At 64.4% G+C, this 14,971-nt stretch carries 14 protein-coding genes and 1 pseudogene; 7 read left to right on the top strand and 8 right to left on the bottom strand.

The genetic code is table 11. The features are described from left to right. Positions 1-2 precede the first annotated feature (2 nt). From SMA01S_RS04325 to SMA01S_RS04300, 7 genes and pseudogenes are all read left to right on the top strand, one after another. Positions 3-1,250, top strand: a complete 1,248-nt coding sequence (locus SMA01S_RS04325; RefSeq protein ID WP_066817777.1) for an acyl-CoA dehydrogenase family protein — start codon at positions 3-5, stop codon at positions 1,248-1,250. Continuing rightward, on the top strand, positions 1,250-2,059 hold the full coding sequence (locus tag SMA01S_RS04320) for a DUF8021 domain-containing protein (RefSeq protein WP_066817775.1): 810 nt from the start codon (positions 1,250-1,252) through the stop codon (positions 2,057-2,059). Before SMA01S_RS04325 ends, SMA01S_RS04320 begins: the two co-directional genes overlap by 1 nt. Positions 2,060-2,104: 45 nt before the next feature. After that, positions 2,105-2,275, top strand: a pseudogene (locus SMA01S_RS25355) (helix-turn-helix domain-containing protein); the annotation flags it as partial. Next, a complete protein-coding gene (locus SMA01S_RS04315; RefSeq protein ID WP_245649147.1) occupies positions 2,276-2,884 on the top strand; it encodes an IclR family transcriptional regulator domain-containing protein in 609 nt (202 codons plus the stop codon). It begins immediately after the preceding pseudogene. Positions 2,885-2,986: 102 nt separating this feature from the next. Further along, complete coding sequence (locus SMA01S_RS04310) at positions 2,987-3,814, top strand: SDR family oxidoreductase (protein WP_218016827.1); 828 nt, start codon at positions 2,987-2,989, stop codon at positions 3,812-3,814. Positions 3,815-3,837: 23 nt separating this feature from the next. Further along, positions 3,838-4,470 (top strand): hypothetical protein, encoded by a 633-nt coding sequence (locus tag SMA01S_RS04305; RefSeq protein ID WP_218016826.1) that lies wholly within the window; start codon positions 3,838-3,840, stop codon positions 4,468-4,470. Between the two features lie 115 nt (positions 4,471-4,585). After that, complete coding sequence (locus SMA01S_RS04300) at positions 4,586-6,091, top strand: aldehyde dehydrogenase family protein (RefSeq protein ID WP_066817769.1); 1,506 nt, start codon at positions 4,586-4,588, stop codon at positions 6,089-6,091. A 256-nt stretch (positions 6,092-6,347) separates the two neighbouring features. Here SMA01S_RS04300 and pobA read toward each other — a convergent pair whose 3' ends face one another. The 8 genes from pobA to SMA01S_RS04260 all read right to left on the bottom strand — a co-directional run bounded on the left by pobA (position 6,348) and on the right by SMA01S_RS04260 (position 14,884). Next, positions 6,348-7,517, bottom strand: coding sequence for a 4-hydroxybenzoate 3-monooxygenase (pobA, locus tag SMA01S_RS04295; RefSeq protein WP_066818669.1), 1,170 nt, complete (start codon positions 7,515-7,517; stop codon positions 6,348-6,350). 178 nt (positions 7,518-7,695) lie between these two features. Then, positions 7,696-8,100 (bottom strand): hypothetical protein, encoded by a 405-nt coding sequence (locus tag SMA01S_RS04290; RefSeq protein ID WP_066817766.1) that lies wholly within the window; start codon positions 8,098-8,100, stop codon positions 7,696-7,698. Beyond that, a complete protein-coding gene (locus SMA01S_RS04285) occupies positions 8,100-8,540 on the bottom strand; it encodes an aldehyde dehydrogenase family protein (protein WP_169804181.1) in 441 nt (146 codons plus the stop codon). The genes SMA01S_RS04290 and SMA01S_RS04285 overlap by 1 nt, the downstream gene beginning before the upstream one ends. A 19-nt stretch (positions 8,541-8,559) precedes the next feature. Next, positions 8,560-9,459, bottom strand: a complete 900-nt coding sequence (locus SMA01S_RS04280; RefSeq protein WP_066817762.1) for an acetoacetate decarboxylase family protein — start codon at positions 9,457-9,459, stop codon at positions 8,560-8,562. A gap of 12 nt (positions 9,460-9,471) precedes the next feature. Continuing rightward, positions 9,472-11,772: a TonB-dependent receptor gene (locus SMA01S_RS04275; protein WP_245649146.1), complete on the bottom strand. Its 2,301-nt coding sequence runs from the start codon at positions 11,770-11,772 to the stop codon at positions 9,472-9,474. Between the two features lie 36 nt (positions 11,773-11,808). Next, positions 11,809-13,293, bottom strand: coding sequence for a bifunctional 3-(3-hydroxy-phenyl)propionate/3-hydroxycinnamic acid hydroxylase MhpA (gene mhpA / locus SMA01S_RS04270; protein ID WP_066817760.1), 1,485 nt, complete (start codon positions 13,291-13,293; stop codon positions 11,809-11,811). After that, positions 13,290-14,237, bottom strand: a complete 948-nt coding sequence (locus tag SMA01S_RS04265) for a VOC family protein (RefSeq protein WP_245649145.1) — start codon at positions 14,235-14,237, stop codon at positions 13,290-13,292. The genes mhpA and SMA01S_RS04265 overlap by 4 nt, the downstream gene beginning before the upstream one ends. Next, positions 14,234-14,884 (bottom strand): TetR/AcrR family transcriptional regulator, encoded by a 651-nt coding sequence (locus SMA01S_RS04260; RefSeq protein WP_066817757.1) that lies wholly within the window; start codon positions 14,882-14,884, stop codon positions 14,234-14,236. Before SMA01S_RS04260 ends, SMA01S_RS04265 begins: the two co-directional genes overlap by 4 nt. Positions 14,885-14,971: the final 87 nt, after the last annotated feature.

Genomic DNA, 14,971 nt, shown 5'->3' with positions numbered 1-14,971 from the left:
TGATGACGACCGCGGCCGCAACGGCGGAAAAGCCATTTGACGGGCTGACGCCGATTGCTCCACCCGAACCCGACCTCACGCCAGAGGAAATGCTCGCCCGGGCAGATGCGATGCGGGACGCGTTGCGCGAACGGCAGGCAGCCGCGGAGGCGGCCGGTAACATCTCGGCGGAAACGAACCGCGCATTGATCGATGCGGGATTCTACCGTGTGATCCAGCCGCGCATGTTCGGCGGATACGGCTTCGACCTTCCGACCTATGTTCGCCTCGTCACTGCGATCGCGCGTGGCTGCCCGGAGACAGGGTGGGTGCTCTCCTTGGTATTGGGTCACGTCCACCAGCTCGCGACCTTCCCGCTGGAGGCGCAGCAACAGGCTTATGGCGCCAAGGGTGAGTTTCGCGCGCCCGAGGTCGCGGCGCCGCAAGGGCGAGGGCGGTCGGTACCCGGCGGCTATCGGGTGAGTGGTGCCTGGGACTATGCTTCGGGCTGCGCGCATGCGACGCATATCCTGCTCGCCTTCCTCGTCGACGATCCGGCTCCAGGCGCGCCGGCCATGCGCATGGGGCTATTCGACCGCAACGACTATCAGATCGTACGCAACTGGGAGGTGATCGGGATGCAGGGGACGGGTTCCGACCAGGTGGTCATGGAGGACGTGTTCGTGCCGGCGTGCCGCGCCAAACCCTATCCGCCGATCGGGCTGTCGCTTCCGGCCGAGGCCTATGCCGACGCGCCGTTGTTCCACGGCCCGGCCAGGCCGTTCATCCTGACCGAATCCGCCGCGGTCGTGGTTGGCGCGGCGGAAGGCGCGCTCGACCTTTATGAGGAGAGTTTCCGCGTCCGCAAGGCGACAGGGCCAACCGGCGCGCCGCGGGTGGAATTGGCCGAATACCAGCTGAACTATGGCCGCTGCCGCGCGCTCATCGATACCGCCAAGGCGGCAGTCTTGCAGGCGGCGAGCGATTATATGGCGGCGGCGCAGCGTACCGCGGCGACCGGCGACGCGTGCGATGAGGACGATGCGCGGCGGATGGGATTGGTGATCCTCCAGGCTATTCACCTGGCGCACGAGGCGGTCGACATCATCTTTCGCACTGCCGGTTCGTCGGCCTCCAAGCGCGACGCGATGATCGGCCGATACTGGCGCAACATCGGCGTGTTGCGCGGGCATCTGGCGCACCAATCCGACAGCGCCGCAATCAATTATGGCCGAACGCATTTCGGTCTGTCGCCAGTGGGGATCGCCTGATGGACCGAGAGACGTTGATTGGCCGGATGGATGACTATCTGGCGGCGGTGGCGGCAAGCGACCCGACGGCGCTCTCCTGCGCGCCCGGCTTCCGCTACACGGAGAATGCCGCGACGATACTGCCGGGTGAGGGACTTTGGGGGTTGGGCGTGCGCTTCGGCGGCATCCAGTCGTTCGCCGATTCCGAAACCGGCCAGGTCGTGTGCATGGGTGTCGCCTTTGTTGGCGGACAGCCGCGGCCCTTCGCTCAGCGGTTGCGCTACAGCGACGGCGCACTCACCGAAGCCGAGGCCATCATCAGCACCGACGCGAAAGGTCATTTCGCGGACGTCGAGCAACTGCTGAAGCCCGACATCATCTACGGGGCGGTGGTGCCACCGCATCGCCGCACCGATCGGGCGGGGCTGCGCGACGCAGCCGACCGCTATTGGGAGGGGCTTGAGCAGAGCGACGGATTTATCCCGCGGTTCAACTATCGCTGCGACAAATATGACAATGGCGCGAAGACGACCAATACGTTGCGCACCCTCCTGTCACCGGACGGCAAGGTCCATAGCTGTGCGTCAGCGCTGAACGATACCCGTGCTGCTCGGCCCAAGGCGCGCGAGCGGCGCTATCCAGTACTCGATATCGAGCTGGGTATAGCCGCGAGTTTCGTCGCGGTGGATTTCCATCCGATTCCCGACCACCCTCGACCCGATGCCGGCGCGATGTATATGCTCGGCGTGTTCAAGGTGGTGGACGAGGAGTTGCGGATTGTTGATGAAATTCGCGAATTCCTGCCCTTGGGCACGCCGATCGGCTGGTGAGGCGGACGTGATGCTTTCAGTCACAGATGCGGATGGTTGGTTCGCGTGAGCAACGCACCCGCTCGCGACGGTCGGCACGAAACGAGTTCCGACAAGACGCTGTCGGTCATGGACCTGTTTACTCCCGAACGGCCCGAATGGACCGTCGACGAGGCCGCAGCTGCGCTTGGGCAGTCGGGCAGCACCGTATACCGCTATTTCCGCAGCCTCACGGCAGTGGGCCTGATCTTCAGCATCCGGCCCGGCCGCTACCTGCTTGGCCCGGGGATCGTCCGCTATGATCGTCAGTTGCGGCTGTCGGATCCGCTGCTGCGCGCTGCCGAACCGACGATCCTCGACTTGGCGCGCCACGTTCGCGGACCGGGCTTGATCTTCATCAGCCGAATCCACCGCAACCATGTGATGACCGTTCACGAGCATCGGCTTGACGCCGAGCCGTTCGCTGCTGGAACCTTCGATCGTGGTCGGCTCGCACCGCTGTTCAGCGGCGCCCCGGCGCTGTCCATGCTCGCGTTCATGGAAGTGCGCGCGGTCCGCGCGATGTTTCAAAAAAGCGGCAATGAAGAGGCTGACTGGCTTCTCATAAAGCGGCGCATGCGTGCGATCCGGGATCTCGGCTTTGCAATCGGCCGCGACGATCCCGATCTTGGGGTCATCCATGTTTCGGTGCCCGTCCGGCAGGACAGCGGTGCGGTCGTTGCGAGCCTCAACATTGCCGGCGCGAGTACGGCCTATGACGACACGGAGGCGGAGCGTGTCGGCACGATGCTCATGGAAGCCTCCGCACGATTGGCGGAGCGCGCGCGGACCCAGGCCGAAGCCTGACGTCGCTTTCAGCGTGGCCAGCGGATCACCACCACTCGTTTCCGTCAGCCTGGCACGGCAGAATGACGCGACAGCAGCGTCCTACGACTGGAAAGATCGATCGTGAGTCATCCCGTTCATCCCGGCAAGACCGCACTCGTGACGGGAGGCGCCAGTGGCATTGGTCTCGGCATCGCGCGGGTGCTGCTCGACGCTGGGCTGCACGTCATTGTCGCGGACGTCCGGGCCGATCATCTCGAGACCGCCCGCGCAGCGCTCGCCGAGGCGGGGGATCGCGCGCTGTTCCTTTCTCTCGACGTCGGCAATCGCGACGATTGGCAACGGGCGCGTGAGACTGTCGAGGAACGCTACGGCCGGCTCCATATCTTGTGTCTCAATGCGGGCGTCGGCCTGCTCGGATCGATGATCGACAGCGATGAGGCGGATTGGATGTGGTCGACCATTGTCAATCTCGCCGGCGTGACCAATGGTGTGGACGCGCTGTTGCCGCATATGCTCGCGCACGGCGAACCGGGGCATGTGATCGCGACCTCGTCGATGGGCGGGCTGATCGTCGCCAACGATGGCGGCATCTACTCGTCGGCTAAATTTGGCGTGGTGGCGCTCATGGAAGAGCTACGCCGCGCGCTGGCCGGCACGAGCGTCAGCGCCTCGGTTCTTTGCCCGGCGGCGGTCAACACCAACATTTTCGACCATGTTCGGATGCGGCCCGAGGCTTTTGCGGCAAAATCTGTCCCGGACGAGCGCATGTTGGAGGAGGCCGAAGCCTTTGCCCGGGGAATCCTGTCGCACGGCCGGTCCCCGTTGGAAGTGGGCGAAATGGTCCGCGCGGCGATTGCGGCCGACGCGCCCTATGTGTTCACCGATAGCGCGGTCCGGCCGACACTGGCCGCCAGATACAACGCGCTTCTCGCATCGGTGGGCGCGTGATGGGCGGTCCGCTTGTGCTCGCTTTGGGCGCGGACGCGCCGTTCCTGGGACCGCAACCCGACTATTTCGCGGCCGAAGCGGACGCCGGCATTGCCGCGGTGCGCGCGCAGATCGAGGCGATGCCGGTCCCATCCAACACTTATTTGCTGGCCGTCGGCACGGGCGATCCCGTCGCGATCGACGGAGCCGACTGGACAAGTGAGGTGCTCGCGCCGCTGCGGCGGGCATTTGCTTTCGCGACTGGCGCAGCCCGGAAGTTGCGTGCGAGCGGCGACCGCGGCTCGATCGTTTTTCTGCTCCCGTCGTCGGCGCTGCTATCTGACGGCCCGCCGTCGGCGCGATCGGTTCTGCTGCGCGCGTTGCTCGGTATGGCGGAGGCACTTCGGGCCGAGTTGGGCTCCTCTCCGGTGCGAACAAGCATCGTCTTCCATGCCGTTGGCGAGGACCCGATTGAGCTCGGTGCGCGGCTTGAGCACGCGGTGGCCGAACGGCCGATGTACAGCCTGTCGGCGGATCTCGATGGCGCACGGATCCGCGGCTATTTCGCCCCGCTATTCGCCGCGATCGATGCGGCCGGCGCCGGCCCGCCTTTACCGGACATCGGGCCGATGGCGATGGTCTACGACCTCGACCGGGTCGGCACCCGCCGCAGTTGAGCGGCCTGGCGCGTGCCAAGCGACCTAATCCTCCCGCTGGTTTAGCCGGGCAATCGCCGGGTAAATCGGAACAGCGAAGCCCACGGCGTGGGCCATCAAGGTAGGAGAGACGGTAATGCCGAGCGCCAACACTGAAGCGGACGTCGACGAGGCTGTCTTTCATTCCGTCCTGCTCGGCGATGCTGTCTGGCGGGGCCAAATCTTCGATGGCGACTGGCGGGAAGCCAAGCATACGCTGATCGTGCGCGAGCCGGCGACCGGCGCCACGCTCGGCGAGGTCGGCGCTTCCGAGCCGGCCGATATGGCCTATACGGTCGACCGCGCACGCCAGGGACAGCGCGAATGGGCCTCGTGGACGGCGGACCAGCGCGCCGCCGTGATGCGCAAGGCCGCGCAGCTGCTGGAGGACGATCGGCAAGAGATCGTCGACCTGATCGTTCGCGAGACGGGCGGCGTCCGTGGCAAGGGCGAGGTGGAGATCCAGGGAACGATCGACGAATGCTATCATTCGGCGGCGCTTCTGATCCAACCGGAAGGCGAGCTGCTGCCGAGCCCCAATCCGGCGCGCCTCAGCCTCGCGCGACGCGTGCCGATAGGGGTGGTCGGCGTGATCGCGCCGTGGAACTTCCCGATGCTGCTCGCCATGCGCTCGGTCGCCCCGGCGATCGCGCTGGGGAATGCCGTCATCCTCAAGCCCGATCCGCAGACGCCAATTTCGGGCGGCGCCGTGCTGGCGCGTGTGTTCGAGCTGGCGGGCGTGCCCAAGGGCGTTTTCTCTGTCGTGAACGGCGGCGCCGACGTCGGCGAGGCACTCGTGGAGGCGCCCGGAGTACGGATGATCACCTTCACCGGGTCGACCGCGGTCGGGCGACGGGTCGGCGAACTTGCCGGGCGCAACCTGAAGAAGGTGGCGCTCGAGCTTGGCGGCAAGAGCCCGTTCATCGTGCTCGACGACGCGGATCTCGATGCCGCCGCCTCGGCGGGTGCCTGGGGTTCATTCCTGCATCAGGGGCAGATCTGCATGGCGAGCGGTCGCCACATCGTGCATCGCAAGATCGCCGACGACTATATCGAATTGCTCGCGCGCAAGGCGAAGGCCTTGCCGGTCGGCGACCCCTATCGCGCGGAGGTTGCGATTGGTCCGATTATCAACTCCAGGCAGATCGAGCGCGTGCACAAGATCGTCGGTGATTCCGTTGCTGCCGGTGCGGAGCTGGCCGCGGGCGGTACCTATGACGGACTATTCTACCAGCCGACCGTCCTGGCGAAGGTGACAAGCGGCATGCCCGCCTATGAGTTGGAGATATTCGGCCCGGTCGCACCGGTGATCGTCGTTGCCGACGAGGAGGAGGCAATTCGGGTCGCCAACGACACCGAATATGGGTTGTCGGGGGCGGTTCAAACCGGATCCCTGGAGCGCGGCTTGCGGGTCGCCCAGCAGATTCGCTCGGGCCTGGTCCATATCAACGACCAAACGATCCACGACATGGCCGGTATCCCGTTTGGCGGGTCGGGCGCGTCGGGCAACGGCTCGCGCTTTGGCAGCACTACGAATCTCGACGAGTTCACCGAATGGCAGTGGATGACGATCGGCGGTCAGCCCGTCCGCTATCCGTTCTAGGCAAGGCGCGGTCGCTGTGAGATCGAACGGTGGCTGTCGCACGCACTACCGTTCATCTTGGCAGGAACGTCGCGGTTCGCGCTCGCTTAGGAATCCGGCCGGGAACCCCTAATGGCCGTCGTGCGAGACGAACCGCATGCCTGGCCGGTTTGCCGCCGCCGAGCCGATCGCATTCCGGTGACCGCCGGCATGCGGCTGGCGGAAGTGGAACGTCAAGTTGCATGTCGTCAGCGTCTGCGATCGGTTTGCTCCGCCGCTAGAGCGGCAATCCTACATAGTTCTCGGCAATCGCTGTCTGCATCGCTCGCGAACTTGCGACATATTCGAGTTCGGCGGTTTGCATGCGGTGCTCGAACGCGCCGTCCTCCGGGAAACGGTGCATCAGCTTCGTTAGGAACCAGCTGAACCGTTCAGCCTTCCAAATTCGCGCCAGCGCCCTTGGCGTATAATTGTCGAGCGCCACTTCATCGCCTGTCCGGAAATATCCGATCAGCGCCTCCGAAAGATATGCAACGTCGGAAGCCGCGAGGTTGAGGCCTTTCGCGCCCGTGGGGGGTACTATGTGGGCCGCGTCGCCTGCTAGGAAAAGACGGCCGTGGCGCATCGTCTCGAACACGTAGGAACGCAACGGAGCGATCGACATTTCGAGCGCTGGGCCGCGCGTCACACCATGTTCGCTGAGCGGATTGAAGCGCATTTCGAGCTCGTCCCACAGCCGCTCTTCCGGCCAATCGTCCAGCGTATCGGTCAGCGGCACCTGGATGTAGTAACGGCTGCGCGTCGGCGATCGCATCGAGGCGAGCGCGAAACCGCGATCGCCGTTGGCGTAGATCAGCTCGGGATGGCACGGCGGCACGTCGGCGAGGATGCCGAGCCAGCCAAACGGATAGATCCGCTCGAATTCGCGCGCTGCCCCTGCCGGGATTGCCCTGCGCGCGGCGCCGTGAAAGCCGTCGCAGCCGACGATGAATCCGGCGTCGATCCGTTCTACCTTGCCGCCTTTCTCATACGTCACCCAGGGGTGACGCGACTCGATTCCATGAAGCGCAACATTGGCAGCCTCGTAAATGACGGCGAGGCCGCGGTCCGGTGCGGCCTCCATCAGATCGCGCGTGATTTCGGTCTGGCCGTAGACGATGACATGGCGCCCCGTCAGTGCCTCGATGTCGATGCGGATCACGTCGTCATGGGTGGCAAGATTGAAGCCACCCTCTACCATGCCCTCCGCGTTGAGACGTTGATCGATCCCGAGCTCACGCATCAGGTCGGTGGTGACGGTTTCGAGCACGCCGGCGCGAATGCGACCAAGGACATGATCAGGAGACTGACGCTCGACGACAATGCAACCTATTCCGGCCGCGCACAGCAAATGACCGAGCAGCAACCCTGAAGGGCCAGCTCCAACAATCGCCACCTGAGTCTTGATCTCCATCACTCACCTTTTCCGATTATCGAATGCATTCAACCCGCAGTGGAGCGGGCGGTGACTGTCGCGCGACCGGTCGATGGCGATATTCACCGGCCGGATCATTGGTGGGTGCCGCCAACGAGATGCCGGGCGCAGATCCGTTTCTCGGCGGGCATTGTTTCGAGGAAGGCGATTTTCATGGGCGGCGCCCCCTCAAATCCGTCCTCGCCACTCTGCCTTCCAGCGCGTCGAGCTGTGCGAACAGGGCGTCATAAGCTTCCCGAACTTGGGCAACCGACGCCTTAAAATCGGGATCCAGAGGTTTGAGCGATACCGCCGGCCACGATGCCTGATGCATCGCCAGTGCCCGGCGGACGGCGTTCACGCTCTCGACGAGGTCCGCTTGCTCATGGGCGTCCTCGCCAGGCGGCGACCAACGTCTTGCCGTTGCCGACAGTTCGGCGACTCCGCTGGCGATCTCGCGGCGTATCGCCACCAGCTCGCGCTGCCAGTCCTTGCCTTGGGCAGCGACTGTGGCTGAAGCTTTCTGCTGCAGCCCGCGAAGACGCTTAGCAGCGATCCGAATCTCGTCCAGCGACATCACGCCCCCTCCGACGGCGATCGGGCGCTCGAGGACGGTAAGGCTGATGAGGCGGGTTTGCTGGAGGGCGGCATTTCGCCCGCGATCTGGGTCGTGAGCATCGCCGCCTCACGGACTATCCTCACGGCGAACGCAAGATTGGCGCGTGCCCATTCCTCAGTTGCGCCGATCCCTCCCATCATTGCCTCGACAAGCTGGTCGGCCTTTGCCTCCAGAGAGTCGGCTGCCTCCATCAACAGGCCTCGACGCGCGGTGGGGCAGAGCTGCGACCACTGAGCGAATGCCTCGCCTGCCCGAACGACCGCTTGTTCGACCGACGTCACGATGGCCGCCGAGGCGTTAGACGCTGCGGCTCCGGTCACCGGATCGAGGCGATCGGAGCTCGTCGGCCGGCCAGCGCGGACCGCGCGCGCCAGATTCTGGGCGTCGAGTTCGATCATCATGCTTTTCCTTTCGCGATCACGCCGGTTCGACGATGCGCTGGGTGTTCATCGCGATGCCGATGCCGGGTCCCGAGAACTGCACCAACTCAGCGCCGGTGATCTCGAGGATATCGAGGTCGGCCATTCCGTTCACGACGTGGAAGGAGAGGGGAAGTTGCTCGAATGTCGCGCGATGCCAGGCGAGCCTTCCCTTGCCGGTCCAGCGGCGGAACTCGAACTCGTCGAAATTGACGTTCGAAACCGAACCGCCGCTGTTCGCGGGTGCGGCGGCCGTCGTGACATAGGCCAGATCGGCGCCCTCACGTCCGCCTGGACTCGTTCGCGGCATATATTTGTAATACATCTGCGCGCCGCCGTTCGATCCGGGGAGCGCCTTGCGCGGGTTGGCTTCCTCGACAAGTTCCGACAATTCGATGTCGAAGAAGGTGTGGTCGAACCAGGCGGCATCGCATTGCGCGCGCCCCGCCTGTTCGTCCCAGTCGATCTCGCTGAAGCGCGCGAACATCTTGGGAAAGCCGAGTTCCTCGCGTCCCGTCATGATTGCGTCGGGTGAGCCTTCCCAGATTACCGGACACAAAACGCCGTCTATCCGCTCGATCTTGCCCTGATAGGTTACCGGGAAATCGACGGAAAGGATGCCGTAGCCGCGCCCGGCGAGCCAATAGAGGTTGTTGAACCAGGCGCAGCTGACCGAGACGATAGGCTCACCGCGCAGACTGAAGCCGGGCGGCAACAGCTTTTCGAGCTTGGCCGGGTCGGTCCGGTAACCGACATTGAGCCATTGCGCATTCATTCGCCCGGCTTCCTCGGCCGTCCACATGCGGCCATCGGGATGCTGCCGCGGCCCTGGCGCCGGGCCGAACATGACGGGCATCCGGTAGCGCGAGCCGGGATTGGGTACGAAAGTCACGGACATTGTCTCCCTTGATCAGCGGAAATCGAAACCGAGCCGGACGCCGAATGTCCGCGGCGGACGCAGGACGACGATCGGAACGCCGATCACGGGCTGAGCAAACGAGCTCGACATGACCGCCCGATTCTCGATGTTGTCGACGAATGCGCTGGCGCTGAACCGGTTGTTCGGCGCGCGCCAGGTCAGGCTGGCGTTCGAGACCATCGAGGCGCGCTGCCGTTCGCCAGGCAGATATTCGTCTCCGGCCCAATAGGCGCTTTGGATCTGCGTACCGACCTGCAGGTCGATCCGTCCTCCTCGGGCAAGATCGATGCTGTGGGTGTAGGAAGCGCTGAGCGTCCATTCCGGGGACTGCGACAGCGGACGCCCCGAGCAATCGACCGTTACTGCAGGCGAGCCTGCCACCGGGGTCGTCGGGCATGCGGTCACGGGCGGGCCGGTTACCGTCGTCTGACGATAGAGGAAGCTGCCGTACTTGGCATGGAGATACTGAGCGGTCGCGCTCAATCGATCGTTGGAGCTCGGTTGCCAGAGCAACTCGAGTTCGGCGCCGTAAATGTCGGCGCTGCCGGCATTTTCGGTGATGAGGTTGAAACCGCCTGGCAGGATCGGCCCCAGGTGCGTAACCTGCTTGTTCTTGTATCGCCAATAAAAGGCCTCGAGATTGAGCTGGACCTTGTTGTCGGCAAAGCGGTTCTTCGATCCGAGCGTATAGGCGGTCAGCGTCTCGGGCCGGTACGTGTTGGGCGCGAGCGAACCGAAGAAGCCGCCAGCCTTGAACCCCGTCGCCACGTTGGCATAGACCAGCGAGCGCGGCCCCGCGTCGAACTCCGCGCCCGCCTTCCACGTCAGTTTATCCTGCTTGAGGTTGCCGTCGAGCGCGGCGTAGCAGGTGCCGGTCGCCGCATCGTAAGGCGCGCAGGCGATCTGGTAGAAGGTGTTTGCGGGACCGGGGAAGCCTGCCGGCACGGGAGGGGGAGGGCCGCCGTTCAGCCCGGTCTGCGTCTTGTGTTCGTCGGTGTAGCGCAGGCCGCCCGTCAGGCGAAAGCCGTTGGCGATCGCGTAGGTCAGCTGTCCGAAAGCTGCGTAGCTCCGCGTGTTGAGGACCGGAATCGTCCGATTGAACGATACCCCCTGATTGGCGAACAGATCGAAATCGAGATCCTCGTTGAAAAAGTAGCCGCCGATCAGCCATTTGAGCGGTCCTTTTCCGCTGGAAGCGAGACGTGTTTCCAGAGATGTCGCACGCGAATCTTCGTGCGCGCTGACCGGGAAGCCGGCGGCATAATGCAGGTAATCGGCGATGTTACGGCGATAGGAAGGTATGACGGTCAGCGTGGCGCCGCCCAAGTCCCAATCCACGGTTGCCGAGGCGCCCCAATTCTTGAGCCTGGTGAAGCCGTCGTCTAGGAATTTCGGCAGAAGATCGGGATTGGCGCCGCCGGTGATCGCGAGCGAGGCGCCGGTCAGAATCGCGTTCGAACCGTCTTTGGACGCACCGAGATATGGATGATCGGGGTTGAGGAACGGTGAAATCACGCCGCCACCGCCCTTGCCGCCGATATGAGCGTAATCAGCCGAGAGGAGGACCGAAAATCGGCCGGTCGGCTTCACCTTCAGCTGTCCGCGAACGGCCTCGCTCTTGTCGTCGAGATAGCCATCGCTCAAATAGCCGTCCCGGCGGGTCAGGACGCCCGACACGCGAAGCGCCGCGTCGCTGCCCAGCGGCGTATTCAGCGCCAACTCCCCGCGCACGAGATTGTAATTGCCGACGGTCAGCTGACCTTCGGCAGACAATTGATCGTCAGGCTTGCGCGTAATGATGTTGATCGCGCCTGCCGTGGCGTTGCGGCCATAGATCGTACCCTGCGGCCCCTTGAGAACCTCGACGCGCGCCAGGTCGTAAAACAGACCATTGGGTCCGCTTGCACGCGCGATGTAGACGCCATCCAGGTTCATCGCGACCGCCGCCTCTGCATAAGGATTGCCGGCGAAGTTACCGACCCCGCGGATGGTCACCTGGACATTGCCGGCCCCGCTGGTCGACAGTTTGAGCGCTGGTACGAGCTTCGACAGGTCCTGCGGCTGCGCCACTCCGGCATCGGCAAGCGCAGCGCCATCGATCGCGGTGACCGCGAGCGCCGTGCGCTGGGGGTTCTCCTCACGCCGCTGCGCGGTGACAACGATGTCGGCGATGCCGTCGCTTGGCGCGGCCGTCGTGGTCTCAGTGGCGCCCGTAGGCGCGTCCTGCCCATAAGCGGGCAAGGCTGCCATGAAGGCAAAGATCGCCGCACCGCCAAGAAGTCCTTGTCGCATGTTCCCTCCCAATTGCCCGCTCTTCGGCGGGTAGAATCAAGCCGCGATCGGCTGGCCGATCGCGGCACTCCAAAGGTTCAAGATTTCGTCCGCCCGGCCGGTTGCGAAGACGTGACGGTCGGGCCGGATCAGCACGGCGTCCGCATTGATTTCGTCCAGCCAGCGATCGAACGCCGAACGAAAGGGGGCCAGGGGTACGCTCTCGAGATCGAGCAATTGCACGTCTAGCTCGGTCTCGGCGGGCAAATGGCGGCCGAGCAAGGCGGGCGCTCCGTTCAACAGCGTGTCGAACCGCTGACCGTTCGGCGCTTGAGGCTGCGGAAGCAGCGCGCCCGCCTGCGGCGTTTGCGAGATCAGGCCGCCACCATGAAGGTCGGGATAGGCTACCGAGACATCCTGTGCGCCTGCGGCCTTGCGTGCCAGCATATCGCGATCGCGCTGTGCGGCGGCATCGGGATCCAACATGCACACGACCTTGCCCATCGCGATCGCCGTTTCGATGATCGCGCGCACGTGCGGTTCGCGCTCGACCTGATACGTATCGAGGATCGACTCCCGCGCGCCGCCCAGCACAACCGCCGCGAGCTTCCAGGCCAGATTGGCGGCGTCGCGGATACCGGAACACATGCCCTGACCGGCGAACGGCGGCATCTGGTGCGCGGCATCGCCAGCCAGGAGGACACGCCCGTCACGCCACTTCTCCGCAACGAGGCCGTGGAAACGGTAGATCGCCTTGCGTTCGACCTGCATGCGGTCCGCGCAATTCCACGGCGCGACCAAGTCGCGGATCGTGGCATCGGCAAGCATCGTCTCAGGCACTTCGCCGGGCTTCAGCATGAATTCCCAACGAAACCGTTTGCCGCTCATCGCCATGTAGGTGACAGGACGTTGCGGGTCGCAAATCTGCTGGCAGACGATCGGCAGATCTCCCGGCTCGTCGAAGATCGTGTCCAGCACGAGCCAGGGCTCGTCGAACCGGTAATCGTCGAGCTTGATCCCGAGCGCTTCCCGAACCGGGCTCCACGAACCATCGCATCCGACCAGGTAGCGCGCGCGAACGCTCCGCCGCTCGCCATCGCGCAAGAGCGTCGCGGTGACGCCGTCGCCATCCTGCTCCAGTTCTTCGAAGGTCGTGCCGAGTTCGATCGTGGCGCCCAGCTCGGCGAGGCGCTCGCGCAATACCGCTTCGACAGCCGGCTGGTGCAGGGCGTAGGTTTCGGCCCAACCGAAAGCGCCGAGCGGCTTCACCGGAAAATCGAGCAGCAGATCGCCTGACGCGGTACGGAATTGATAGCGATCGGGGACTCGGCACAGAGGGAGAATGCGGCCAGCGACGCCGATCTCCTGGAAGATGCGCATGATCTCATGATCGAACACTGCCGCGCGCGGTAGCGGAAACGGGGTTGGCGACTTGTCGATTGCCAGCACCGACAAGCCGCGCAGGCTAGCCAAGGCGGTCAGTGCGTCGCCGACCGGTCCAAGGCCTACGACCAGCAGATCATAGTCATGGTTGCGGCTCATGCGGGCTCTCCGCCGGGAAGCGGCGGCATGGGCATGCCCCACTGAACGCCCATCAGTTCGGGAATGTGGCCAATCCCACCGCCATCCGCGGCGACCAACTGATCGCCATCGGTCCAATGCTCGATTTCATTGCCCCAAGGGTCGCGCCAGTAATCGAATATCTGACTGCCGAGGAAATGCCTGCCGATACCCCAATAATGGGTGTGCCCGGCGTGCTTGAGATGCTCGTGTCCAACCATCAGGTCGTCAAGATCGGCGACCTCGAACGCGGCGTGCATGTATCCCGGCGGGGCCGGCCGTTCGAGCAGGAAGATCGTGTGGTGGTCGCACGGCTGATCGCCGCGGTCGCACCGCATGAAGGCGCCGATCGCGACGCCGGGCTGCGGCTGTATCTCATCGGACGTTACCAGGCCGAACCGCTGCTTGTACCATTGTTCGGATCGCCGAAAGTTCGACACGCCGAGCACGACATGTCCCAAACGCTGGACGTGCGAGGGCCCCCGTTCCGCCCGGCGGAAGTCGTTACGGCGCGGGTAGGCGCCGCCCTCGTTCCAGGGCGCGCGGTCCGGCAACGCCACTGGCTGAGCCGGCGTCTGACCGGCTACGGCCTCGACCGTGAAGCCATCCGGATCGGTCAAACGAGCGACCATGCCGCCGCCCGGCGCGTCGAGCGGATGAATCTCAATGCCATCGTGCGCCGCGACTCGCCTTAACGCGTCAAGATCAGGCAGCCGGATGCCGAAACCGGCAAAGCCAGGCGTGTCCGCTATTTCGGTCGCATGGACGAAAGGCGATGCGCCGAAGCCTCGCATGAAGAGACGATCCGTTTCGATTTCGGCGTCGCGCATGCCGAAATCGAGCAGGAAAGAATGCATCTTGGAGAGATCGGGCGCGCGAAACCGGACGTAGGCGACGTCGTGCGCCTTGGCGATGCTGGTCATCATTGGTGCTCGAACACGGCGGCCGCGGCGTCGCGGCCAAGCATGTCGGCCTCGCGAGGATCGACCCCAAGCGCGCGCAGCAGCGCTGCTCCCATCGCCGCGGCGAGGGCGGCCGGCGGCGTCGCGGTCTCTCCCGACATTGCGTGCCGAACCGTCGCATTCACCATCGTGATGACGGTCAGCACGCCGGTTTCAAGATCGACACCCGACAGCCGTTGCTGCTTGAGGCCGTCCTGAATATCGGCGCTGACACCGGCGTTTAGCGGCGACGCGGAGGTGGTGCGCCGTTCGGCCATGCTCAGCATCGCCATCAGCCGCTCGGGATGGGCGCGGGCATATCGCAGGACCGTGCATAAGGCGCGAGCAATCCTCGTCGGCGCGTCGACGACATCACGATTGGCCGAGAAGATGTGGAATTCCACGTCACCTTGGACCAGCTCGTAAATGGCTGCGGCAAAGGCGTCCTTGTCGTTGAAATGATTGTAGAAGCTGCCCTTCGCTACCTCAGCGGCGTCGACGATGTCGTCCACCGTGACGCTCTCGACAGGGCGAGTCGCGAACAATGTCTGGCCGGCGGAAAGGAGAGCCGTGCGCGTACGCTCGCGCTGGCGATTGCCTCGCGCCGGCCGGCGCTGTGGGGTTGCGGTCATATCGATCCTCTCCAGGTTTGTACTAGACAGTCATGTTTGAACGAATTAGTCAACCCAGACATTTCGGTTAATTGATTTGAGAAAGGG

This window comes from Sphingomonas mali NBRC 15500 (assembly GCF_001598415.1).
GTDB classification, from domain to species: Bacteria; Pseudomonadota; Alphaproteobacteria; order Sphingomonadales; family Sphingomonadaceae; genus Sphingomonas; species Sphingomonas mali.
This window is presented reverse-complemented; position numbering and strand designations above follow the sequence as displayed.

Excerpts from the sequence above, each read along its gene's own strand:
- SMA01S_RS04275 (WP_245649146.1), bottom strand. The coding sequence starts at position 11,772 with ATGCGACAAGGACTTCTTGGCGGTGCGGCGATCTTTGCCTTCATGGCA.
- SMA01S_RS04280 (WP_066817762.1), bottom strand. The coding sequence starts at position 9,459 with ATGTCCGTGACTTTCGTACCCAATCCCGGCTCGCGCTACCGGATGCCC.
- SMA01S_RS04290 (WP_066817766.1), bottom strand. The coding sequence starts at position 8,100 with ATGTCGCTGGACGAGATTCGGATCGCTGCTAAGCGTCTTCGCGGGCTG.
- SMA01S_RS04260 (WP_066817757.1), bottom strand. The coding sequence starts at position 14,884 with ATGACCGCAACCCCACAGCGCCGGCCGGCGCGAGGCAATCGCCAGCGC.
- SMA01S_RS04265 (WP_245649145.1), bottom strand. The coding sequence starts at position 14,237 with ATGATGACCAGCATCGCCAAGGCGCACGACGTCGCCTACGTCCGGTTT.
- mhpA (WP_066817760.1), bottom strand. The coding sequence starts at position 13,293 with ATGAGCCGCAACCATGACTATGATCTGCTGGTCGTAGGCCTTGGACCG.
- SMA01S_RS04320 (WP_066817775.1), top strand. The coding sequence starts at position 1,250 with ATGGACCGAGAGACGTTGATTGGCCGGATGGATGACTATCTGGCGGCG.
- SMA01S_RS04285 (WP_169804181.1), bottom strand. The coding sequence starts at position 8,540 with ATGATCGAACTCGACGCCCAGAATCTGGCGCGCGCGGTCCGCGCTGGC.
- SMA01S_RS04325 (WP_066817777.1), top strand. The coding sequence starts at position 3 with ATGACGACCGCGGCCGCAACGGCGGAAAAGCCATTTGACGGGCTGACG.
- SMA01S_RS04300 (WP_066817769.1), top strand. The coding sequence starts at position 4,586 with ATGCCGAGCGCCAACACTGAAGCGGACGTCGACGAGGCTGTCTTTCAT.